General features: G+C 55.9%; 18 protein-coding genes. 7 read left to right on the top strand and 11 right to left on the bottom strand.

The window, feature by feature from the left end:
• Positions 1–42: 42 nt before the first annotated feature.
• Positions 43–1,920: a cache domain-containing sensor histidine kinase gene (locus tag D3P08_RS17110; protein WP_162848511.1), complete on the top strand. Its 1,878-nt coding sequence runs from the start codon at positions 43–45 to the stop codon at positions 1,918–1,920.
• Positions 1,901–3,541 carry a response regulator gene (locus D3P08_RS17105; RefSeq protein ID WP_119600933.1) on the top strand — a complete coding sequence of 547 codons (1,641 nt, stop codon included), beginning with the start codon at positions 1,901–1,903 and terminating at the stop codon, positions 3,539–3,541. The genes D3P08_RS17110 and D3P08_RS17105 overlap by 20 nt, the downstream gene beginning before the upstream one ends.
• A 276-nt stretch (positions 3,542–3,817) precedes the next feature.
• Here D3P08_RS17105 and D3P08_RS17100 read toward each other — a convergent pair whose 3' ends face one another.
• Positions 3,818–4,024, bottom strand: coding sequence for a cold-shock protein (locus tag D3P08_RS17100; RefSeq protein WP_119600932.1), 207 nt, complete (start codon positions 4,022–4,024; stop codon positions 3,818–3,820).
• A gap of 360 nt (positions 4,025–4,384) precedes the next feature.
• Between D3P08_RS17100 and D3P08_RS17095 the strand changes: the two genes are divergently transcribed.
• Positions 4,385–4,513, top strand: coding sequence for a DUF4023 domain-containing protein (locus D3P08_RS17095; RefSeq protein WP_119600931.1), 129 nt, complete (start codon positions 4,385–4,387; stop codon positions 4,511–4,513).
• Positions 4,514–4,605: 92 nt separating this feature from the next.
• Here D3P08_RS17095 and D3P08_RS17090 read toward each other — a convergent pair whose 3' ends face one another.
• The 3 genes from D3P08_RS17090 to D3P08_RS27100 are packed head-to-tail and all read right to left on the bottom strand — an operon-like array spanning position 4,606 to position 6,341.
• A complete protein-coding gene (locus D3P08_RS17090; protein WP_119600930.1) occupies positions 4,606–5,136 on the bottom strand; it encodes a DinB family protein in 531 nt (176 codons plus the stop codon).
• Between the two features lie 24 nt (positions 5,137–5,160).
• On the bottom strand, positions 5,161–6,045 hold the full coding sequence (yidC, locus tag D3P08_RS17085; protein WP_119600929.1) for a membrane protein insertase YidC: 885 nt from the start codon (positions 6,043–6,045) through the stop codon (positions 5,161–5,163).
• The gene (locus D3P08_RS27100) at positions 5,970–6,341 is read right to left on the bottom strand and encodes a hypothetical protein (protein WP_147381821.1); all 372 of its coding nucleotides are present in this window, start codon (positions 6,339–6,341) and stop codon (positions 5,970–5,972) included. Before D3P08_RS27100 ends, yidC begins: the two co-directional genes overlap by 76 nt.
• Before the next feature lie 84 nt (positions 6,342–6,425).
• Between D3P08_RS27100 and D3P08_RS27720 the strand changes: the two genes are divergently transcribed.
• Positions 6,426–8,630 (top strand): ABC transporter permease subunit, encoded by a 2,205-nt coding sequence (locus tag D3P08_RS27720; protein ID WP_240647608.1) that lies wholly within the window; start codon positions 6,426–6,428, stop codon positions 8,628–8,630.
• Positions 8,623–9,345: an amino acid ABC transporter ATP-binding protein gene (locus D3P08_RS17075; protein WP_119600928.1), complete on the top strand. Its 723-nt coding sequence runs from the start codon at positions 8,623–8,625 to the stop codon at positions 9,343–9,345. Before D3P08_RS27720 ends, D3P08_RS17075 begins: the two co-directional genes overlap by 8 nt.
• A gap of 329 nt (positions 9,346–9,674) precedes the next feature.
• Here the strand turns inward: D3P08_RS17075 and D3P08_RS17070 are convergent, their stop codons facing one another.
• The 6 genes from D3P08_RS17070 to D3P08_RS17045 form a co-directional block, all read right to left on the bottom strand.
• Positions 9,675–11,282 carry an extracellular solute-binding protein gene (locus tag D3P08_RS17070; RefSeq protein WP_119600927.1) on the bottom strand — a complete coding sequence of 536 codons (1,608 nt, stop codon included), beginning with the start codon at positions 11,280–11,282 and terminating at the stop codon, positions 9,675–9,677.
• Between the two features lie 21 nt (positions 11,283–11,303).
• Positions 11,304–13,670: a helix-turn-helix domain-containing protein gene (locus D3P08_RS17065; RefSeq protein ID WP_240647606.1), complete on the bottom strand. Its 2,367-nt coding sequence runs from the start codon at positions 13,668–13,670 to the stop codon at positions 11,304–11,306.
• Positions 13,671–13,866: 196 nt separating this feature from the next.
• Complete coding sequence (locus D3P08_RS17060) at positions 13,867–14,988, bottom strand: glycoside hydrolase family 88 protein (RefSeq protein WP_420819042.1); 1,122 nt, start codon at positions 14,986–14,988, stop codon at positions 13,867–13,869.
• Between the two features lie 29 nt (positions 14,989–15,017).
• Entirely contained in the window at positions 15,018–15,905 is an 888-nt protein-coding gene (locus tag D3P08_RS17055; RefSeq protein WP_119600925.1) for a carbohydrate ABC transporter permease, read from the bottom strand.
• A gap of 10 nt (positions 15,906–15,915) precedes the next feature.
• Positions 15,916–16,842 carry an ABC transporter permease gene (locus D3P08_RS17050; protein WP_119600924.1) on the bottom strand — a complete coding sequence of 309 codons (927 nt, stop codon included), beginning with the start codon at positions 16,840–16,842 and terminating at the stop codon, positions 15,916–15,918.
• Between the two features lie 61 nt (positions 16,843–16,903).
• Positions 16,904–18,559 (bottom strand): type 2 periplasmic-binding domain-containing protein, encoded by a 1,656-nt coding sequence (locus D3P08_RS17045; protein ID WP_119600923.1) that lies wholly within the window; start codon positions 18,557–18,559, stop codon positions 16,904–16,906.
• A gap of 207 nt (positions 18,560–18,766) precedes the next feature.
• Between D3P08_RS17045 and D3P08_RS17040 the strand changes: the two genes are divergently transcribed.
• On the top strand, positions 18,767–19,636 hold the full coding sequence (locus D3P08_RS17040; RefSeq protein WP_119600922.1) for an aminoglycoside 6-adenylyltransferase: 870 nt from the start codon (positions 18,767–18,769) through the stop codon (positions 19,634–19,636).
• Here the strand turns inward: D3P08_RS17040 and serS are convergent.
• Entirely contained in the window at positions 19,603–20,913 is a 1,311-nt protein-coding gene (gene serS, locus D3P08_RS17035; protein ID WP_119600921.1) for a serine--tRNA ligase, read from the bottom strand. The genes D3P08_RS17040 and serS overlap by 34 nt on opposite strands.
• A 403-nt stretch (positions 20,914–21,316) precedes the next feature.
• On the opposite strand from serS, the gene D3P08_RS17030 reads away from it, so the two are divergent.
• Complete coding sequence (locus D3P08_RS17030; protein ID WP_119600920.1) at positions 21,317–22,978, top strand: sensor histidine kinase; 1,662 nt, start codon at positions 21,317–21,319, stop codon at positions 22,976–22,978.
• Positions 22,979–22,980 lie beyond the last annotated feature (2 nt).

The following is a 22,980-nucleotide window of genomic DNA, read 5'->3' as shown; positions in this document are numbered from 1 at the left end:
ACTTTTTGAACAGGCTCTTATATGTCGCATGGGGGTACCCGCATGAAATTAAGAAAGCCCTTTCATACCATCCGTCAGAAGCTCACGCTGCTTCTCCTTGCAGCTACGATCCTTCCGATTTTGTTCTCGATGATCATTACCTACCAAGCGACAACAAGGTCGTTGACGGAGGACGCCATCGCCAGCAATACCCGGCTGCTTTCCTTAGGGAAGACCAATGTCGCGAACTATATGAATAATATTAATCAGAAATCTCTCGCCGTCTATAACTCGATGAATACGCCGCGCTCGCTTTACTATATTTTGGAGCATGGGATGGAGGACGAGGTGTTCCCCAACGATTTGACCGACGTCATCCGCAACCGCAATTTGCTCAAGGATCATTTATATAACATCTATCAAAGCGTCAGCGAGTTTCATAAGGTCCGCCTCTATGTCGTCAAGCAAAACGCGACTTACCTGCTTTGGAAGGACGACCTGAAGGTCGGACAGCATGCCGAGGCGATCGAGCTGACTGCGCCAAAGGCTTACATCGAGCCTTCGCATCCGAGCCATAATTACGGGCTGGAGCTGAATACCGGCGCGCCTGAAGAAATCGTGTTCACCTTGCACCGCCCGATCTTCAAGGCGCCTAGCGACGAGCAGCTTGCCGAGCTGTCCATCGATGTCAGGCTGAACGTGCTGAAGGAGCTGAACCGTCAGCTGTACGACGCGGAGCATGAAAGCTTCTATATTGCGGATACGTCGAGCGGCCTCATTCTATCCGAGCAATCGGACGGCTCAAGCAGCGGAGCGCCGGGCGATGAGCTGATGCAGGCTGTGCTCACCTCCGGCTCGGACAGCGGTTATATGGATTGGCAGGAGGACGGATTTGACGGCATTGTGTTTTACGAGAGGGTCAAGACCAGCTTCATGGATTGGTATTTGATCAAGCAGACGCCCTATAAGCATCTGTACACCTCCGCCGACCGGATCGCGCGTCTGAACATGGTTGTCGGGGCCGCTTTTCTGGCGGTTGTCGTAATCGCGACGCTCATTATTTCAATCCGTATTACCAAGCCGCTGCTAAGGCTGATCGGCTATGTGAACAAGATCGAAACCGGCAATTTGAACGTGTCGATCGACGTGGAAAGCAACGATGAGATCGGCCTTCTCGCGAAGCGCTTCCGCTCCATGATGGCGAGGATCAATCATCTCATTATGACCGAATACCGGCTCGAAATCGTTAGCAAGACGAACGAGCTCAAAGCGCTGCAGGCGCAGATTAACCCGCATTTCCTGTACAACGCGCTGCAATCGATTGGGACGGTTTCTTTGCAAAACGGCGATTTCAAGGCGTATTCTCTTATCGCGTCCTTAGGACGCATGATGCGCTACCAGATGAATACATCGGACGGGTGCGTGGAGCTGAGCCGGGAGCTGGATTACGCCAGCGCCTATCTGGACCTTCAGAAGCAGCGCTTCGATACGGCGCTTGATGTGGAGTGGAGAATTGAAGAAGAAAGCAAGTCGATTCTCGTTCCCAAAATGCTTCTACAGCCCCTGCTTGAAAATTTCTTCAAGCATGGCTTCAACCCGTCGGGAGCGCCTACGCGATTAATCGTGTTCAGCCAGGTGGAGGAGGAACCGGCAAGACTCGTGCTCGGAGTCAGCGACAACGGCACCGGCATCACCGAAGATCGGCTGGAGGAGCTGCAGCAGCTGCTCGATCAGCCATTAACGTCCATCGGCGATGAAGCCGCGTCGGAGGAAGGCCGCGGCATCGGCCTTCGCAACGTGCTCGCCAGAGTCCGCCTGCAGCACAGCCCGGACGCTTCGATGCAGCTTGCCCGCACGGAGGAAGGCGGGTTTAGAGTGAGTGTTATTATCCCTATAGAACCGAAAGAGGAGGCCATCCCCGATGAAAGCCTTGATCATTGATGACGAGAAGCATGTGCGCGACGCGGTTCGGCTGCTCGTAGACTGGACGCGGTTCGGCGTCACATCGATTCACGAGGCCAAGGACGGCGAAGAAGGAATCGAGCTGATCAAGGCTCATCGCCCAGAGCTGATCTTCACCGACATGATGATGCCGAATGTGGACGGCGCCGGGGTTATGGAATGGGCGGCCCAGCATGCGCCGGCAAGCAAGCTCATCGTGATCAGCGGCCATGACGATTTCAAGCTCGTACGGAATGCGATAACGTATGGGTCGATCGATTATATTTTGAAGCCGATTGAGCCGGCCCAGCTGAACGCCGCTATTAGCAAAGCGACGGAGGAATTGCGGCTGGAGGAGCAGGAGAAGAACCGGAGCCGTACTCTTGCGATGGAATTGAACCGATTGAAGCCGATGTACGTGGAGCAGTTCTTCTGCTCCGTATTGAACGAGCCGGGGGTTCATGCCGTCATGTCCGATGCGATCAGGCGCGAGCTTAAGCTTCCATCGCCTGTGCGGAATGCCCGTGTCGCCGTTGTCAGCCTCGAGCTGTCATCGCCCGTGATCCGCGATAAGTTCGCGGCTTCGGGCCCGGACTTGATGTTTTTTGCGCTTACGAATATTTGCAATGAAATATTAGCCGAGCGCGGCGCCGGCTACGCGTTCCGCTATTGGGGCAAGGAGCAGGAGCTTGTTATTGTGTTCTGGGAGGAGGGCGAGCAAGCTCCGGATACGCTTGCGGCCATCAATGCGGCGATCGCGGCCACGCTGAAGACGCGCTTTGTATTTGGCTTAAGCGCTTCCGCCCCCTTTCCCGCTTCCGCCTCGCTTGCTTACGAGGAGGCCAAGCAGGCTCTTCTGCGGCGCAATGTGCTCGCTCCAGCGGCAGATTATGTTGCACTCGACGAGGCTCCGGCCAAACCGGCTAACACTCTCCTCTCCTTCCATGAATTCGAGGAGCAGATCCGGTTTGCCGTGCAGGGCGGCAGCAGGGACCATATCGAGCGAGCGCTTCATTCATGGTTTGCGCATATCGAGAGAAGCGGATTCATTTCCTTCGAGCAGCTAACGCTCTGGCAAAGCCATTTCGAGCTGTCGAAGACGCTGTGGGAGTATCGGGAAGCGCAAGCCGGCGGCCAGGAGGAATCCGAGCCCCATCCTTCCGATGAGCCGCGATTAAGACAGACCTTCCGCATCCCGGTGACGCCGGAGGGCCGATTCGATTTCGAGGCCTGGAAATCTGCCGTAGTCGAGGAGACGAAGGCAGTCGCGGGACGCATCGCGAGCAGAGACAAGGAGCGCGGCGTCATCCGCGAGATCGCGAAATTTCTGGAGCAGCGGGCCAGCGAGGATATTACGCTTCAGGATGTGGCGAACCATTTTTATTTGAGCAGGGAATATATTTCGCGGAAATTCAAGCAAGAGATGAAGGAGAACATTTCCGATTATATTGCGGGCATCCGCATGAACCGGGCGAAGGAGCTGCTCGGCAACCGGGGGCTGAAAATTTCGCAGATCGCGGAGCAGGTCGGCTTCCAGGACGAGAAGTATTTCAGCAAAGTTTTCAAAAAATGGACCGGCTGCACGCCGAACGATTACCGCAAGGCTCATTACGGCGAGTGAGACGGCGCTTCTGGCCTCATTCTTTTCGGCGCTTGACGGCCGTTAAGTCGGTGTGAGCGACCTAGTGCGCCGAAATAAGCTGCTTGACGGCCATCAAGTCGGTGAGACCGGCTTATTATGCCGAACTCGGCTGCTTAACGGTCGCCAGAAACGATTACAAAAGACAGCCCCGCATGACTAAGCGGTATCGCTTGGTCTGCGGGGCTGTTTGACTTCCTATTTGGTGTACAGCAATTCGTGTGATTACAGCTTACTGCCGCTCGTTACTCTTACTGATCAGCCCTTCAGCTCCGCCGTTGTGTTGACGAGCATCGGGAGCATTTTCTCCCCGCTCACCATCGGCGAATTGCACATAATGCAGGTCGGCACTTGCTCGAATGAGAAGTTGTCCCTCATCCAGCTGTTGCAGCCCTCGGTTTCGCATGTCCATATCTTCGTGTTCTCAAGCGGGATTTCTTCTGGCGGTTTTTTACGATTGTACATGGCCATCCTCCTTCTATCAGCGCAGGACTATGCCGGAATACACGGCCTGCCTCCGCCTCGCAGATATGTGCTCTTATGAGCTCCCGGTTGTCCATGGGAACAAAAGCCATGACAAAACGGAAAACTGCCTCTAACGCTACTCGTTAGCGGGCAGTTTTCGTCTATGCGGCTCTGTTACCACGAGATAACAGGGAATTTGTTATTAAATTTCCATCATTGTACCATGTTCACCGATATAAGGCAAACGACTGCCGGCACCGCGGCTAACTCCTCGTACATAATATGCGGGACGTCTGAACGATAGAACATGCGCATGGAATTGGCGCTTACAGGGGAAAGTTTGACGTAGGGGGTGAGCAAATGGACACGCATGAGTTTGTCGAGAAGGTCAAAGAAACCCAAAAAAAGCAGGAGCATAACAGACGGATGTCCGGGAATGGCGTCCCAAGCGCACCGCTGCCGAACAAGCAGCACAGCACAAACAAATAACGTAAATGGCATGAAAAAAGCAGAGACCGCGCCGTAATCGATACGGGGCTGGCCTCTGCTCTTCTTTTGGCTTAGGCACTTCAAATGGTTGTTTAAACGGCGTTCTGTTCCTTCAAAATAGAAAGCAGTTGAAAAATCTGCCCCCTGTGATGAGATTCGTGCTCGATGAGATGATAAATGACCCACTCCGGCGTTACGTCATAAGGAGCTAGCTTTCTTGGGGTCCGCCAGTCCTCTACATCCATGGCGCGAAAATGAAACAGCAATTCCTCGCGCACCGCATGCAACCGATGCAAATGTTCATGCAAGTCCTCGCCAACAATAGAAATTAACGTATCGTCCGGATTGCGGTCCTCTTGCGGAAATAAAGCGCGGATCTTCGGATCCCACTCTCCCCTTAGGACTTCTTCGTAAAGCCAGTCCGCTTCAATCAAAGCGATATGATAAAGCAGCGTTCCGACGGAATGCGCATGGCCGGTCTGTTTGGCATCAAGCTGCTGCCGGCTCAGCCCTGTTAATTTTTCCAAGAGGGTTCGCCTAACATCTTCCAACCCCCATATCCACCTTCCAATCTCCGGTTCAAAACCCGGCAGCGGCAAAACCGTAAGCTTTTTCCTCTTCATCCATCTGCTCCTCAGCCTTATAGATTAGGACTTCCGTTTTGCTTTGGATTTCGGCTTTACAGCTTCTGCCTTTTCCGTTTGCGCTGCTTCCGACGCTGCAGCTACGGCCGGCATCGGAACTCTCGGATACATCTTGGAGAGCAGGTAAGTCTGTGCTATCATAAACAAGCCGCCTGTCACCCAGTACAGCGATATCGCTGCGGGTGCCCACAAGGCGAACAAGCCCATCATGATAGGGGAAAGATAGCCGAGAAACGCCATCTGCTTCATTTGCGCGGAATCGACGCCCCGCTGCGACACTTTGAACTGAATGAAATAGACGAAGGCAGCAACTATTGGCAGCACGACATCCGGCTCGCCCAGCTTGAACCACAGAAACGCATGTGTGGACATCTCCGGTGTCATCCGAATCGCGTAATACAGCCCCGACAAGATCGGAAGCTGGATTAACATCGGCAGACAGCCGATCGCAAGCGGGTTGAAGCTGTGCTTCTGGTAAAGCGCCAGCATTTCCTGCTGTTTTTCCGCTAAGCTGTCCGAGTCCTTTTTATCTTTATATTTTTCCTCCAGAGCCTTCAGCTCCGGCTGCATAACCGCCATCTTCTCTCTCATGCTCTTCTGCGATTTATGCTGTCTCAGCATGAGCGGGAACAAAATGAGCCGGATCAGAATCGTAATCGCTATGACGGCAAAGCCGTAGTTGTCGTTCAATATGCCGGCGAACCAGCTGATCAGCTCGGATAAAGGATAAATGACATAGTGATTAAAAAAGCCGGGCGTATCCTCGGATATCGTGCCCGAAGCTGAGCCGCAGCCGGGAAGTATCAGCAAGCTTAGAGCGGCAATGGCAATGAGTAAAGGTCTAATCCCGTTCTTCTTGCGGGAAGGATGATGAATTTGCGTTGGCATAGTAAGCCTCCTCGTTGGTTTGGTTTGCTCTTCTCCAACGAGGCAGCACAATCGGATTCGTTATCCTCATCCGGGGCTTCCTTCCGCTTCACGAACCGGACGAGACGTTTTCGTATCGTCAGCGCGATTTCGACGCTTGATCTTTCATTAACAGGCAGAAGCCCGGTTTCTTGCGGTCTGAACCGGTCCAGCTCGCCGCTCCCATGCAGGTTCATCGTATAGATCCCTGCCGCCGCGCAGATCCAGCCGATCGACAGCAGATAAGGCAGCCATTCGTGCAGCTCCAGCTCGAACAAATTCCATCCCCCCTTTCATGACTTAGTAATACGGGCGTAAACTGGATATAGTAACAATAATTAACGACAACAAGAGAGGACGCCATGCGAAAGACAATTTTTCTTAAAATGTTTTATACCCTGCTAATCGCAGTTGTCGCGGTCGTCACGCTTCCCGGGTTGCCGTTCGGAGGCTCTAAGGATACGGCTCCTCAGCAGGCTTCCGCTTCAGCAGCCGATTCCTCTCCGAATACCGGCGAGAAAGGGACCATCGTGATGGGCACTTCGCCCGATTATCCGCCCTACGAGAATGTAGACGCCAAAAGTAACGGCGAAATCGTCGGTATGGATATCGACATCGCCAAAGCCATTGCCGCGAAGCTTGGCTACAAGCTGGAATTCGCGCCGATGGATTTCAACGGCTTAATCGCAGCTCTTCAGACGAAGCGCGTCGATTTCGTCATGTCCGCGATGTCGGTAACGGAAGAACGCAAACAGAACGTTGACTTCTCGTCTACCTATTATGTAGCCCGCAATACCATCGTGTCTAGGGAAAGTGAACCCATTGACAATATCGAAGAACTTTCGGGCAAAATTGTCGGCACGCAGCTAGGCTCTACCCAAGATGAATTCGCGGAGACGCTCGAAGGCGTGGAGCTGAAAAAGCTGAACCGAATCCCGGACCTCATTCAAGAGCTAAAGACGGGACGAATTAATGCGGCTATCGTGGAAGATGCCGTTGCGGTCGAGATGGTCGCTTCCAATCCGGACCTGAAAGTCAGCTACCTGCCTGCGGGCAGCTCAGAGGACGGATACGCGATCGCCTTTCCGAAAGACTCCGAGCTCCTCGCTTCCTTCAATGAAGCGCTGGAGGAGATGAAGGCGAACGGACAGCTTGAAGAAATTACGAAGAAGTGGTTCGCTTCGGAAGATGCTTCGGAGGAAACAGCCGCCGATAAAGGAACCATCGTAATGGGCACTTCACCCGACTATCCGCCTTATGAAAATGTCGACGCCAAAAACAACGGCGAAATTGTCGGCATGGACATTGACATTGCAAAATCCATTGCCGCCGAGCTCGGCTATAAGCTGGAGATCGCGCCGATGGATTTCAACGGCTTGATCGCCGCTCTTCAGACGAACCGCGTCGATTTCGTCATGTCCGCAATGTCGGTAACGGAAGAGCGCAAACAGAACGTCGATTTTTCGTCTACCTATTATGTAGCCCGTAACACCATCGTGTCTAGGGAAAGCGAGCCGATCAACACCATCGAGGAGCTAGCCGGAAAAATTGTAGGCACGCAGCTCGGCTCAACCCAGGATGAATTCGCGGAGACGCTTGAAGGTTTGGAGCTGAAAAAGCTGAACCGCATCCCCGACCTGATTCAAGAGCTGAAGACGGGACGCGTCAATGCGGTCATCGTCGAAGATGCCGTTGCGGTCGAGATGGTCGCTTCCAATCCGGACCTGAAGGTCAGCTATCTGCCGGCAGGCAGCTCGGAGGACGGATACGCGATCGCCTTCCCGAAAGGCTCCGAGCTTGTCGCTCCATTCAATGAAGTGCTGGAGAAGATGAAAGCGAGCGGACAGATCGAGGAGATTACGGAGAAATGGTTCGCGACGGAAGAGACAACGAAGGATAAACCGTTCCTGAACCTGAACTTTGGCATTTTGAAAGGGTATGTTCCTTATATTTTGAAGGGCATATACGTCACGCTGCTGTTTACGCTTGTATCCGCGGCATTCGGCTTTATTCTCGGAACGATCCTATCTTTATTCAAAATATCCGGCATCAAGCCGCTCGAATGGTTCGCGACCGCCTATACGTCGGTATTCCGCGGAACGCCGCTTTTGCTGCAGCTGTTCCTCATTTACTACGCGACACCGCAAGTATTCGATTACGACATTTCGCCGCTGATGGCCGCCGGCCTCGCCTTCGGCCTAAACTCCGCAGCTTACCTGTCGGAGACGATCCGCGGCGGCATTATGGCCGTCGACAAAGGGCAGCGCGAAGCCGCTGAAGCGCTTGGCATCCCTTATTGGACGATGATGTTCCGCATTATTCTTCCGCAGGCGGTTCGCACCATATTGCCAGCGCTCGTGAACGAATGCGTCGCGCTGCTGAAGGAATCGTCGCTCGTATCGGTCATCGGCGTTATGGATATTATGCGGCGGGCCAACGTCGTGCAGGCTACCGAATTCCGCGCGCTCGAAGCGCTGCTGTTCGCGGGTCTGATCTACTACGTGCTTGTGCTTATCCTGACATCGTTCGCCCGTCTGCTGGAAAGGAGGCTGCGCCGCAGTGATTAACGTAACCGAATTAACGAAAACCTACGGCAAAAACCAGGTATTGAAAGGAATCACCACGACCGTACGCCAAGGAGAAGTCGTCGCCCTGATCGGACCGTCCGGCTCCGGGAAGTCTACCTTCCTGCGCTGTCTCAATTTGCTCGAGAAGCCGACCTCCGGCATCATTACGATTGACGATGTCGAGCTGACCAGCCGCCATACGAATATCGCGGCCGTTCGCCAGCGCATCGGCATGGTGTTCCAGCATTTTCACCTGTTCCCGCATATGACGGTGATGGACAATATCACCTTCGCTCCGCGCAAAGTGAAGGGCCTCTCTGCGGATGCCGCTCGGGAGAAAGCGCTGGCGCTGCTGGACCGCGTCGGTCTCGCGGACAAAGCGGACAGCTACCCGTCCCGCCTCTCCGGCGGCCAGAAGCAGCGCGTGGCCATCGCCCGCAGCTTGGCGATGGAGCCCGACATCATGCTGTTCGACGAGCCGACGTCCGCGCTTGACCCCGAAATGGTCAAAGAGGTGCTGGCCGTCATTCAAGGACTCGCGAGCTCGGGCATGACGATGCTGATCGTCACGCATGAGATGAAATTCGCGCGCGAGGCGGCGGATACGATTTATTTTATGGACAATGGCAAGCTGGTGGAGCAGACGCCTCCGGCGCAGTTCTTCGAAAGCCCGCAAAGCGAACGCGCGCAGCGCTTCCTGGAGCAGGTGCTGTAGAGCAGCAGCAAAGAACCGATCCGGACCGGTATGGTCATGGATCGGTTCTTTTTTGTAATCCCTCAACGTAGAAAATAGCGACATTTATGCACCTATTCGGACTAACTTTTGCGCCGTACGATGAAATTGCGCCAAAAGTGCACCTATTCGGGTGCTGCCTTCCTTTTTTGAGGTCAGCAAGGATGAATAGGTGCATTTTTGTCTCTATTCCCGTTGAATCCGCTCATTTCCGGTAAAACAGGTGTACTTTTGTCCTTAATGCCAAAAAATGAAAAGGCATGCTGGGGGGAGAGACGGGTGGTCCCCGGCCCGGCCAATTGGCTTGCGGATTAAGGTCTTATTAAAGCGTTATACCGGTCGAACGCGGCCTGCTGGATGCGAATCGCCTCCTCGATGTTCAGCGCTTCGAGCTGATCCAGATAGGCGCCGAACGCTTCGATCGGCTCGATGCCGAGGATGAACTTGAGCGACATCTCGTCAACGTACGTGGAGACCTCCTGCATGATCGCGGAGTAGTCCGTGTTCTCCTGCTCCGTGCGGGGCGCCATCGGGAGCGTGTGCAGCGCCGCGTCCGTATCCGTCCACAGCCGGACGGCCTCCTTCTGCTCGGGCATCGCATAATATTGCTCCATATACCGGACGTCCTGCACGAACGGGCCGAAATAGCTGGCGCGCGTGTACATCGCGAGCGCTTGGGAGGGCGCCAGCTTATCCGGGTTTTTCAAGATCAAATCCGTATAAGCGGGATATCCGTCCTTCAGCTCGTAGCTGACGCCTTCAATGCCGAAGTTGAACAGCATATGCCCTTCCGGCCCGTACCCGTAATCCAGCATGCGCACGGCCTCTTCGACGTTCGCGCTTTTCGCCGAGATGGCGACGCCGCTGGAGCCGATGAGCGGGGTAAGCTGGCCGAACTTCGGCCGCTCTCCCTTGTGCAGCACGGGATAAGGAGCTGGAGCTAGCCGAGCCTCGGGATCGCGCTCCTGCATAACCGGCAGCCAAGTGCCGATGCCGGCGCCGGCGTTCCAGATGCTCGCGCCGCTCCGTCCGGTAATCATGCTCATATCCTGCGTTTCGGCATCGACCGAAGCGATATTCCGGTCGAGCAGCCCCTCCGCGTACCAGCCGCGCATCAGCTCCAAAAAGTCTTTATACCCGGGCTCCGCAGGGCCGTACCGGACCTTCCCTTCATCCAGATAAAACCCTTTCTTGATGCCGAACGCCCCGACGAAGGCGCCCCCTTCCACGCCGAACAACGGATTCGGCAGGCCGAGGAACGTTAGCGGCGCCTCGACGCCTTTCTTCTCCTTGAACGCCCGCAGCGTCTTCTCCCAATCCTCGATCGTCACCGGTACGGGCAGTCCCAGCTCGTCCAGCCAGTCTTTGCGGATGATCGGCCCCTGATAGGTGCGAAGCTTGTCATCCGCCTGCACGAACGGAAATTGATAATAGCTGCCGTCCGCCGTCTTCATGAGCATGTCGATTTCCGGATGCTCCTCCAGGTAGCGCTTCAAGTTCGGCGCATATTTATCGATTGCCTCGTTGAGCCTCAGGATAACGCCGTCCTTAATCGCCTTCTCCGGACCTCCTGGGAACTTGTTCCACTCGTATTCGATCATGTCGGGCAGATCGCCCGAAGCGAGCATCACATTGATCGCTTCCATCGCCTGATTCGCGGGCGGCTGAATAAAGGTTAAGTTCACCCCTGTGCGGCGCTGCCACTCCTGAAAGAACGGCACATCCTCGAACTTCGGCTTCACGCTCGCGGCATTCCCATTCAGCTCCGCCCAATACACAAGATGCGATCCTTCCGCCCCGTTCTCATCGGCGTCCTCTTGGGCCGTCCGGTTGTTTCCGTTCCCTTCGCAGCCCGCCAGACCAGCCGTCACTAGCAGCAGCAGCGCAAGGGCGCTTATGGCCGTCCTCCATTTTCCCATTCCCGGATCCGCTCCTTCCCGTCAGCCGATTTCCTTGAATTTGCCCGGCGTGATGCCCTCGTATTTTTTGAACACCCTTATAAACGTTGCCGCATCATTATACCCGACCATTCTCGAAATTTCGGAGATGGATTCGTTTTTCGTCCGAATCAGCTCCTTCGCCTGCCCGATCCGGAATTTGTGGATGCAGTCCAGCAAGCCTTCGCCTGTCTGGTTTTTGAACAGCTTCGAGAGGTAGCTGCCCTTCAGATCGAACCTTTCCCCGATCGCGTTGACGTTCAAGTTCGGATCGCCGTAATTATCCTCGATGTAGCGGGTCACTTTCGCAACAAGATCGCGCAGCGACAGCTCGCGGTCCTGCGATACGTTGGCGGAACGCTTCTCCCCGGCCGCCCGGCATACTTCCCGGAGCAGAGCCTGCAGCTCCTGCTGCATTTCCTGAATCGTGTCGCAGGCCATAATGCTCTCCATCCATTGCGTGTTCGCGCCAATCAAGCCGCCGTCTTTATCGCCCAGCTCGTTCATCGCTTTGATCATCGTGGCAACCAGGTTAAAGATGAGACATTTCGCCAGCGTCAGCGACATGAGCGGCTTGCCGAAATTGCGGTCCGTAATCTCATTCATATAAGCGGAAGCCTGCGCGTAATCGCCTGCCTTAATAAAGTTAATCAGCTGCTGCTCCATCTGCAGCGGGTAGTAATAATCCGATTGCCCTTCACCCTCGCGCGCGATTTCTTCATAGGAGATAATGCCTTTTTTGCCCAGCACCATCTTGTACTCCATCGCGTCAACCGCTTCCTGATAAGCTTCGGCGATGCCCGGCCAGGACAGATGCTTGCCGCTTAAGGAGACGGTCAGCTCCATATCGTACCTCTTAAGGAAGTCTTGCGCCTCGGAAGCGATCCCGCGCAAATCCGCGTTCACGTCCGGAGCCCCCGTATTCAGGTTCACCAGACAGACCATCATATCGTCGGATTCGGCCACATAGCCGATATGGCTACGCTTCCGGGCCAGCTCCTCGACCACGTTCGAGATAATGAACTGCAGCAGCTTCCGGCGCTCGTTGACGTCGATACCCGGCAGCTTCTCGTACAAGCAGTCCTCGTTCTCCAGCATAAACAAAATAACGGCAAACTCGTTCGACTGCAGCTCCATTTGGTAGGACTTGAACGATTCCTCGTAGGGAACGAGCGCATCCAGCTTCCCTTTGAGCAGCCGGCCCATCATATTGGAACGAAGCACGTGCTGATGCTTCTGCAGCTGAAGCATGACCTCGTCCTTTTCGTTTCGCGTATGGAGAACCGCCTGCCGGATGAGGCTCAGCTCGTTCCAATCCGCCCGCTCTTGCGGCGTAATCTTGTCCGCCAGCGTATTAACCAGCTCCTGAATCGGCGAATAGTTGCGGCGCAGGAAGAACAGGGTCAGCACCCCGGCGCTGACTAGGCTGATCAGGATGCTGATGAACGTAAAGCTTCTGACATATTCCGCTTTCTCCCAATAGACGCCGCTCGGAATAATGATGGCATACTTCAAATCGGACACGGCGGACGGAATATAAAACAGCTCGGAATCGCCTACCTTGCTTTTGTCCAGATTGACATGGCGTCCGTTCATAAACGGCTTCAGCTCGGCGTTCTCCTCCGGATCGGCGGACCGGTTCGACAGCAAAACTTCGCTCTCCTCGTTCAGGATCAGCAGCTGCCCGCCGCTTAACCCCGAGATGCTTTCGATCGCGTTCTGGAATCGTGAAGCATCCGCCATCACAACGACCGTTCCGGTGTCTTGGCCCTCCAGATCCTTCGGCAGCCGCGTCAAATAGACGATGGAGCTCCTCGTGCCGCCTCCGTCCAGATGGGGCCAGACAATGAACCGGTTCGTCTCCGTCCCCTTCAAAGCTTCCTTCCATTCCTCATAATCCATCGAGCCCGTCGCGTGAATCGTTTGGAACGCCGTTGCCGAATCCCGGATATTGCCGGGGCGGATGACCGAGTCCTCCTGATTCCAGTACACATAAAATTCGTCGATCGAGCCGTAGGATGTTTTGTACAGCCGGAATTCCTTCGCAAGCCGATAGGCGGTAAACGGCGCTTCCTTGGCCGATCCGCCCGTGTACATCAACGACTGCAGCTGCGTATTCCACGTAATCTCCATATTCAATCGTTTCATGAGATCGACCTGATTGTCGATTGTATAGCGCATTTGCTTCAAGAGCGAGTCGTTCGCCCGGTGGATCTCGCTCGTCAAAGCGTGACTGGCCTGCGAATAAATAATCAAGCTGATGATGATGGGAATGATCAGCACGGCGCTGTACGAGATCAGCCAGGTTACGACGACGCTTTTTCTCTTTTGCCAAAGGTACCGCATGTTCAGCATGTTCATCACCCGCATGTAGGAAGTATCCGTTAGACCCCTATTATACCTACCGGGCTCCCCGTTACGATATGGATAATTCCTGCAATCGCATTGACAAAAAGTCCAAACCCTTGCGCGGCGCAGGTTTTGGCGGGCTTGCCAAAGAACCCGGCAAGCTTGCTTATCCGGGTTCTAGAGCGCGCGGCGAGCCGAAACGAACGACGCCTGCACTTCAGAATATGCGGGTTTTCCAGCCGTTGCGCTTCGCATAGGCTTCCGCGAAAAAGTAGTCGCCGTAGATGAGCGAGACGTTCACATTCTGACCGGCCGGCTTATGGCCGGTCCCCTGTATCAATATCGCTTCATGCCGCGGATCGCCCCATGTGCCGTAGCTGCGGTAAAGCGACTGCAGGATGCCGGAAGCCGCCGCCTCGTAGGCGCGTCCCTCATGCTCCGGCAGCAGCGCCGCCAGCTCGAGCAGGCCGGAGGCGGCGATTGCGCCGGCCGAGGTGTCGCGCGGCTCGCCGGAGCGGTCCGCTCGCGTGCGGAAATCCCAATGCGGCACGCGGTCCTCCGGCAGGTGGGCGAGGAAGAAATGAGCGACGCGCTGCGACGCTCTCAAATAGTTGGTCTCGCCGGTGAACCGGTGCGTGTTGGCGAGGCCGTACAGCGCCCATGCCGCGCCGCGGCTCCAGGCGGAATCTGGCGCTTCGCCTTGCCCGCCGATCGCCTCGATTCTCTCGCCGGTCTCGGGATCGAACGACACGATATGATTCACCGAGCCGTCCTCGCGGACGAAGTGCTCCAGAATGGTGTCGGCATGCTGCCGCGCAACCTTCGCGAACCTCGGATCGCCGGACTCCTCCGATGCCCAGAACAGCAGCGACAGATTCATCGCCGTATCGATAATCGACCAGCCGACATGGCTGCCGTTCCATGCCCGGATGAACCGGCCGTTGCCGTTGAACCGCCCCGCCAGAAAGTTCGCCGCCGCAAGCCCTCTGCGGCGCGCGTTCTCGTCGCCGGTCAGCTTATACTTAAAGACGGCTGTCGGCAGGAAATGAAAGCCCACGTCATGGTCGAAGCTGTTCGGCTGCAGAAAGGCCGCCTCCAGCCGCGCGTCCCAGCCCCATGCGGCGTCCTTGAACCGCGAGTCGCCGGTCATCTCATAGCTAAGCCACAATAGACCCGGCCAGAAGCCCGACGTCCACCAGTCGATGCGCGTATCGTCGTAAATGCCGTCCTCGCCCGCGACGTGGGGCGTTTTCGCTCCGATCTTATCCAGCATGTCGTACGCCTTGGCGGCGATTTGTTTCCAGACGTATTCGTCCGCCGCCGTATTAGCTGCGTTCATCTTCATCCTTCCTTCCCCCATCCATCTGATTAACCCTTGAGCGAGCCGACCATGACGCCTTTGACGAAATAGCGCTGCACGAACGGGTACACGCACAGAATCGGCACGGTCGCAACCATGATAGTCGCGTATTTGATCGTCTCGCCGATCTGGAACCGGTCGCCTGCCGAAGCGCCCGCGGACATGCTGTCGGTCGAGTTGGCGATCAGAATTTCGCGCAGCACCAGCTGCAGCGGAAACAGCTCGCGGCTTTTGATGAAGACCGACGCGTAGAACCAGCCGTTCCACTTGTCGACCGCGTAGTACAGAATCATGACGGCGATAACCGGCATCGAAAGCGGGATGATGATCCGGAACAGAATCGTGAAATGGTTCGCCCCGTCAATCTTCGCCGATTCTTCGAGACTGTCCGGAATGCCCATAAATGCCGTCCTCATAATAATCAAATTAAAGGTGCTGACGGCGAACGGCAGGATGGTTGACCATAACGAATCGAGCAGGCCGACCCCTTTGACGACGAGATACAGTGGAATAAGACCGCCTCCGAAAAACATCGTAAACACGATCAGGAACATAAAGACGTTGTTCAACATGACGTTTTTGCGGGACAGCACATACGCGCCGAGCGCCGTCATGAACAGATTGACCATAACGCCGAACACGACGATAAACAGCGTGTTTTTATAACCGATGGCGATGCCCGGATTCGCCAGCACGCTTTTGTACGCTTCGAGACTGAAGCCTAAAGGCTTCCACAGGATGCCTTTGTTCACGATGAGCTGTCCGGCGTCGCTGAAGGAGGCGAACAGCACGTACAGCAGCGGATAAAGCGTCACGATCACAAGCAGAATGAGCAGCGTGTAGATGACGAACAGAACCGCCTTGTCGGCAAAATCCGTTTTTGTTTTGGCATGCATGACGTTCACCTCACCATAAGCTGTTTTTGCTGACCCTGCGGCTAATGTAGTTCGCCGTAATCAGCAGCGCGAGATTAATGACGGAATTGAACAGGCCGACCGCGGCGCTGTAGCTCCAGCCGAACTCCAGAAGGCCCTTCCGGTAGACGAAGGAGGAGATCACATCCGCCGTCTCGTACGTAACCGGGTTGTACAGCAAAATAATCTTTTCGAACCCGACGTTGAGCATATTGCCGATCCGCAAAATAAGCATAATGGCGATCGTCGGCATGATGCCGGGCAGCGTAATGTAGAACATCTGCTTGAGCCGCCCCGCGCCGTCCATGCGCGCCGCCTCGTACTGCTCCTGGTCGATGCTCATCAGCGCGGCGATATAGATAATCGACTCCCAGCCGATCCGCTGCCAGATCTCGGATAAAATATAGATAGGCCGGAACAGCTCGGGCTTCTGCAGCATCGCCTGTCCGTCATACCCCATGGAGACAAACAATCTATTAATTAAACCGTCCGCGTTCGTGAAGTCGGTAATGATTCCGCAAATAACGACCAGCGAGATGAAATACGGCATGTACGTAATGGTCTGCACGACCCGCTTGAACATCTTGTGGCGCACTTCGTTAATCAGCAAAGCCAAGATGATCGGCGCGGGAAATTCGAAAATAAGCGAGTTCAAGCTGATTAAGAGCGTATTGGACAAAATTCGTTCAAAATAGTAGCTGTTGAAAAAATCGGCGAAATGCTTCAGGCCGACCCAATCGCTCCCCAAAATGCCTTTGATGGGGGCGTAATTTTTGAAGGCGATAACCGCCCCGTACATTGGCGCATAGTGGAAAATAATATAATAGACCAGCACGGGCACCATCATGAGGTACAAATATTTGTTCATCAAAAAATCGCGGACCAATCGGCTGCCTAACGTTTGGCGCTTGGCGTGCATATCGGGGGTTCACCTCTTTCATAAGGGAGAGGGACTTGCCCTCTCCGCGTTGTTCTAGCGCTTACCGGTTGTTGAAGCGTCCCAGCGCCGCCGTTTGAATTTCGATTGCGCGGTCCAGGTTCAGTGACTTCATTTTTTCCACATAGGATTCGTATTGATCTAGCGGCTCGGTGCCCAAAATGATTTTCAGCATCATTTCGTCCACCAGCGTGTTAATGTCGTTCATAATCGTCGCATACTCCGAGCTTTCCTCCGGCGTAGGCGTAATCGGCGGCAGATTATGCTTTGCCGCGTCCGTGTTTTTCCAGACATTGACCGCTTCCTTCTGCGTATCCAGCGCGAAGAATTGCTCCGCGTACCGTTTGTCCTGAATGAACGGGCCGTTATAGCTGCCCCGGGCGTACATGGAAATCGCCTGCGCCGGCGCCAGATTGTCCGGATTCTTCATCAGCAGATCGGTATACGTCGGATACCCGTCGACCATGTTGTAGCTGACGCCCTCCGTGCCGAAGTTGAAGAACAGACGTCCTTCCTCGCTGTAGCCGTAGTCCAGCATGCGCACGGCCAGCTCGGGATCGGATGCCGCCGTCGTAATCGCCACGGTGCCTTCGGACGCGTAGGCTTGGTTCATTTGGCCGAACTTCGGCTTATCGCCTTTCTTCAATACCGGGTAAGGCGCCGCTACGAGCACCGCGTCCGGATCATTCGCCTCGACAAGCGGCTGCCATTTGCCGATGCCCCCGCCTGCGTTGCCGATCGTCGCGCCTGTCGCGCCCGATGCCATGTTGCTGTCGAGCGCCTTCGTATCCGCCGTCGCCGCGTTTTTGTCGATCAGCCCTTCGGCGTACCAGTCTCTCATCAGCTTCAAATAATCTTTGAAGCCCGGCTCGGCCGGACCGAACTTGATGACACCGTCCTCCTGGTAGAAGCCGCGGTTCACGCCGAACGCGCCGCTGAACGCGCCGTTGCCGGAATCGTTGAAAAATCTCGGCTTGCTGTTGAAGGAAAGCGGAGCCGCCGCGCCTTTTTTCTCCTTGAACGCCCGCAGCATCGTTGTCCATTCGTCGATCGTCTCCGGCACCGGCAAGCCCAGCTCATCCAGCCAGTCCTTGCGCACGATCGGCCCTTGGAAGACGCGAAGATATTCATCGTAACGGATGAACGGGAAGACGTAATAGCTGCCGCTGTCCGTTTTGACCATTTTGTCGATGTCAGGGTTCTCGGCCAAAAACTTTTTCAAATTCGGCGCGTACTTGTCGATCAGGTCGTTCAGCTCGATAATGTAGCCGTCGCTGATCGCCTTCTCCGGGCCGCCGGGGAAATCGCCGATAAAGTTATATTCAATCAGATCCGGCAGGTCGCCGGACGCGAGCAGCATGTTCATCGCTTCCTTCACTTGACCGCTCGGGGGCGCCGTAAACTCTAGATCCACGCCCGTCACCTTCTGCCACTCCTGGAAGAACGGAATGTCCTCATGCGTCGCTTTTACGCCGATCAGGTTGCCGTTGATTTCTCCCCAATACGAAAGCGTCTTGTCCGTGTCGATCGGATACGTCGTCGCTTCGGCCGCTGTCTCTGTGCCTGCGTTCGAAGCTCCGTCATTCGTATTGGCGTTGCCGCCGTTGTTCCCGCCCGTATTGCCCCCTCCGGATGAGCACGCCGTCAGCATTGCGCCGACGAGCGCAATGCTTACAATAGAAGTTACAAGCTTTTTCATTGCACAACCTCCATTAGACTTGGTTTGAGATGCATCTCTCGTCCTTAAGGTTAATGGAGGGGGCGCCGCGGCCGATATGAGCAATACGCAAAAACGGATATTGATTTTGTTCCCTCCGCGTTGACGATTTGTGAAATGGGATTGGCAAAACGGGCGACAAAAATGAAAAAAGCCCGCAGCATCGGGCTTTTTGAGGAGTGTGAACGAATGAGAAGCGAAGAAGAAATGATGGGATCTATTCTCCGGTTTGCGGAGGAAGAGGAAGGAATCCGGGCGGTTATACTGAACGGCTCGCGGGCCAATCCCCTTGTAACGGCCGACCGGTTCCAGGATTACGACGTCGTCTTTTTTGTTACGGATATGCAGCGTTTTATTCAGGACCGAAGCTGGATCGCGCAGCGATTCGGCGAGATCCTAATTATGCAGACGCCGGACGAATGGACGACTTCCGCCGATGAGCCGCGCGACCGATTCGCCTTTCTGATGCTGTTCATGGACGGCAACCGGATTGATCTGACCTTCTCGCCTGCGGAGAAGCTGCCGGGTATGCGGCATGACAGTCTTAGCGTTCTGCTGCTCGATAAGGACGGGCTAGCCGGCGAGCTGCCGCCGCCAAGCATCGAGGATTATCGCACGACGCCGCCCAGCGCGGAGCGCTTCGCCGAATGCTGCAACGAGTTTTGGTGGGTAAGCACCTATATCGCAAAAGGGCTGTGGCGCGGCGAGCTCTATTACGCCAGCTTCCACCTCGAACGTCCCGTGCGGGATATGCTTATCCTTATGCTGAACTGGTACATAGGCGTTCAATCAAGCTTCGAGGCGAACCCCGGCAAGCTTGGCAAATACTATGACCGGCTGCTCCCGCCGGACATGTGGGAGCGGTTCAAAGCGACGTTCCCGGGCAGCAGCCCTGAGCTGATGTGGCGCTCCCTCTTCGTCATGGGTGAGCTGTTCCGCGAGGCGGCCGCAGCCGTCGCGCGGTACTTCGGCTTCGTCTATAACGAGGAGGAGGACCGCAAGGTCACGGCTTATCTCCGGCAAGTTCAAGCTTCGGCGGACTCGCCTCCCGCCTCGTAAGGCGGACGAAGCTCGCGCATCCCGTTCATATACGGCCGCAGCGCCTCCGGAATATGAATCGAGCCGTCCTCCCGCTGATGATTCTCCAGCAGCGGGATAAGAATGCGCGGGCTCGCGACCGCCGTGTTGTTCAGCGTGTGGCAATAACGCAGCGCGCCGTTCTCGTCGCGGTAGCGAATATTCGCGCGGCGCGCCTGGAAGTCATGCAGGTTCGACGACGAATGCGTCTCTCCGTACGCGCCGCGGCTCGGCATCCACGTCTCGATATCGTACTGCTTATACGTCTTCTGCGACATGTCGCCGGTACAGACCGCCATCTGCCGGTAAGGCAGCTCCAGCTTCTGCAGCAGCTCCTCCGCGTTGGCGGTAATCTCCTGCAGAAGAGCCTCCGACAGCTCCGGCTCCGCGCGGCAGATGACGACCTGCTCCACCTTGGCGAATTGATGCACGCGGTACAGGCCGCGAACATCCCGGCCCGCCGAGCCGACCTCGCTGCGGAAGCACATCGAAGCCGCCGCCAGCCGGATCGGCGTCTCCGCCGCTACCACTTCGCCCGCGTAATACATGATGAGCGGCACCTCCGACGTGCCGACCAAATAGCGGTCCTCTTCGTCAATCCGGTATGCTTGATCTCTTCCAAGCGGGAAAAAGCCCGTATGCTTCATGGCTTCCTCCTTCGCCATCAGCGGCACCTCGAGCGGAGTGAAGCCTTTCCCGATCAGCAAATCCAGCGCAAGCTGCTGAACGGCCCGGTGCAGCAGGACGCCCGCTCCCTTCAAGTAGTAATGGCGGCTGCCCGCCGTTTTGACGCCTCTCGGCACATCGATCAGGCCGTGAAGCTCCCCCAGCTCGATATGATCCTTAGCCTGAAATGCGAAGGCCGGCGGCTCGCCTACCCGCTTCAGCTCGATATTGTCTGCGTCCGACGCGCCGACCGGCGTATCCGGCGATACGATATTCGGCACAAGCTCATATAAAGCCGCAAAGCCCGCCTCCGCCGCCCGCAAATCCGTCTCTAACGCTGTAAGCCGCTCGTTCGCCTCTTTCATTTCCGCCTTGAGCGCCTCCGCTTCTTCCACGCGCCGCTGCGCCATCAACCGGCCGATTTCCTCCGACACCCGGTTGCGCCGCTCCCGCAGTTCATCCGTCTCCCGCTTCAGCTTGCGCCTCTCTTGATCCCGCTCCAGCAGCTCATCGACCGACAGCCCGATCTTTTTCCGCTCGGCGGCCGCCTTCACCTCATCCGCATGCTCCCTGATCCATTTCATGTCCAACATCACACCGCGCTCCTTTTCCTTTTTTTGGTTTTAGAAAAATACAAAAAGCGCCCTCATCCCAATGGGACGAGGAGCGCTTCTCTCGCGGTGCCACCCAAATTAACCGGACCTGTGCTACGCGAGGTCCGATCCTCTTTGCTCCGCTGTAACGGGCGGAAATCCCGGTAAACTTAGGGAACGCTGCGCATAACGCGCTTCTCCTTGACGAAAACGCCTCCGAGTTGGATGCTCTTCACTGGCATAATGTCCGTATCGAATTTTTTAGTATTATAGCGCACGGCTTCGCCCGATTCAAGCCCAATCCCGACATGGGGCAATTGGGAAAATAGAGGTTTCGCCCTCGGCGCTTAAGCCTTATAGTTATACCATACCGATATGAAACGGACGGAGGGACGTTCCAAGGATGAATCACATCTCTCATATTCAAGAGCTGACGACGCTGAAAACGATCGCGGAGACCCTTAACCAATCGAACTGCATGTCCGTGATGCTGGACGCGGTGCTGGAGAAGCTGCTGGACGTTACGGGCCTGCATTTCGGCTGGATTTTTCTTATGGATGACAACAACGAATATAAGCTTGAAGCCGACCGCAATCTTCCGCCGGCCCTCCTTCAGAACGACAAAGCGCTGGCGAAATGCGGCTCCTGCTGGTGCGTAGACAAATATTTCGAGAACCGGCTCACGGATGCCGTCAACATCATGAGCTGCAGACGGTTAAGCACGGCCAAAGCCGGAGGCCACGGCGATACCTGCGGCTTCACTCATCACGCGACGGTGCCGCTTCGGATCGGCGAGCGCAAATTCGGGCTGCTCAACGTCGGCTCCGCAGGAAAAGATCATTTCGAAGCCGAGGAGCTGGCCCTGCTGCAAGCCGTCGCTTTGCAGATCGGCGTCGCCGTCGAACGGATGCGGCTGCATCAAGCGGAGCAGCGAAGAGCCGAGCAGTTCGCGAGGCTAGGCGTCTTCAGCAGAGAGCTGCATCAATCCGTCAGCGCGGGTATCGCGCAGGTGCAGCTGGCGGAAATCGCGATCGAGCTGCTCGCCAAACACTTCGACTGGCCCGCAGCGGCATTGCTCGAGCGTACGGGCGGGCGCTATCAAGTACAGGCGATGCATGCCGGCCGCGCCATGATCCGCGATTATATGAAGCTCCCGAAGAACGCGGAATACTCGCTTGACCGTCTGCGCAAAACATCCCGCAGCTTCGAGCTTTCCGCACAGGATATGGCCGGCCTGACCGGGCAATGGTCCTGGCTGTCCGCCTCCGCGCTCGCCGCTCCGATTCAGGCGATGTCCGGTTCGACCGACCGCGTCCTGCTTATTGAAAGATCGCAGCCTTCATTCCTTACGCGCGTTGAGAGCGAGGTGCTTGAAGCCGTAACCGATCATATCGCGTCGGCGATGGAGCATGCCCGGCTTGAGGAGAACCGCCGCGAGCTCGTCCGCATCGAGGAGCGGAACCGTCTCGCCCGCGATCTGCACGATTCGGTCTCGCAAATGCTGTTCTCCATGACGATGACCGCCAAAGGCGCCGAGGCTTTCCTTCGCGGACAGGACTGGGAGGCGGCAAGCGAAGCATTGCAGGATATTACCGGCCTATCCAAAGACGCGCTGAAAGAAATGCGCGCCCTGATCGCGCAGCTTAGGCCGGCCAATCTGGACGGAGGCATAGCGGACGCTCTCCGGGATTACGGGAAGCGGCTAGGCATAAACGTCGTGTTGAAGGTTAACGGGTGCATCCGACAGCTGCCTCCTCCAATCGAAGAGACCCTGTGGCGCATCGGACAAGAGACGGTGAACAATGTCGCGAAGCACGCTGCCGCAGAGCAAGTGGAAATCGCATTTTACGTGCAGGAGAACGAGCTGATTTATGTCGCGAAGGACGATGGCGCGGGCGCGGATTTAGAGGCAGTCTCCTCGGCAGGCGGCAGTCTGGGCTTGTCGATTATGCGCGAGCGCGTCGAGTCGGTAGGCGGCCGTTTGAAATTAACCAGCGCCCCGGGCGAAGGGATGTTAATCGAAGCCGTCCTCCCGCTGGCGCTTCGGAAAGAGGAGGAAGCATAGAC

The organism is Paenibacillus nanensis, from assembly GCF_003583765.1.
GTDB lineage: Bacteria > Bacillota > Bacilli > Paenibacillales > Paenibacillaceae > Pristimantibacillus > Pristimantibacillus nanensis.
Note: the sequence above shows the minus strand (reverse complement) of the source record. Positions and strands in the feature narration are given on the sequence as shown.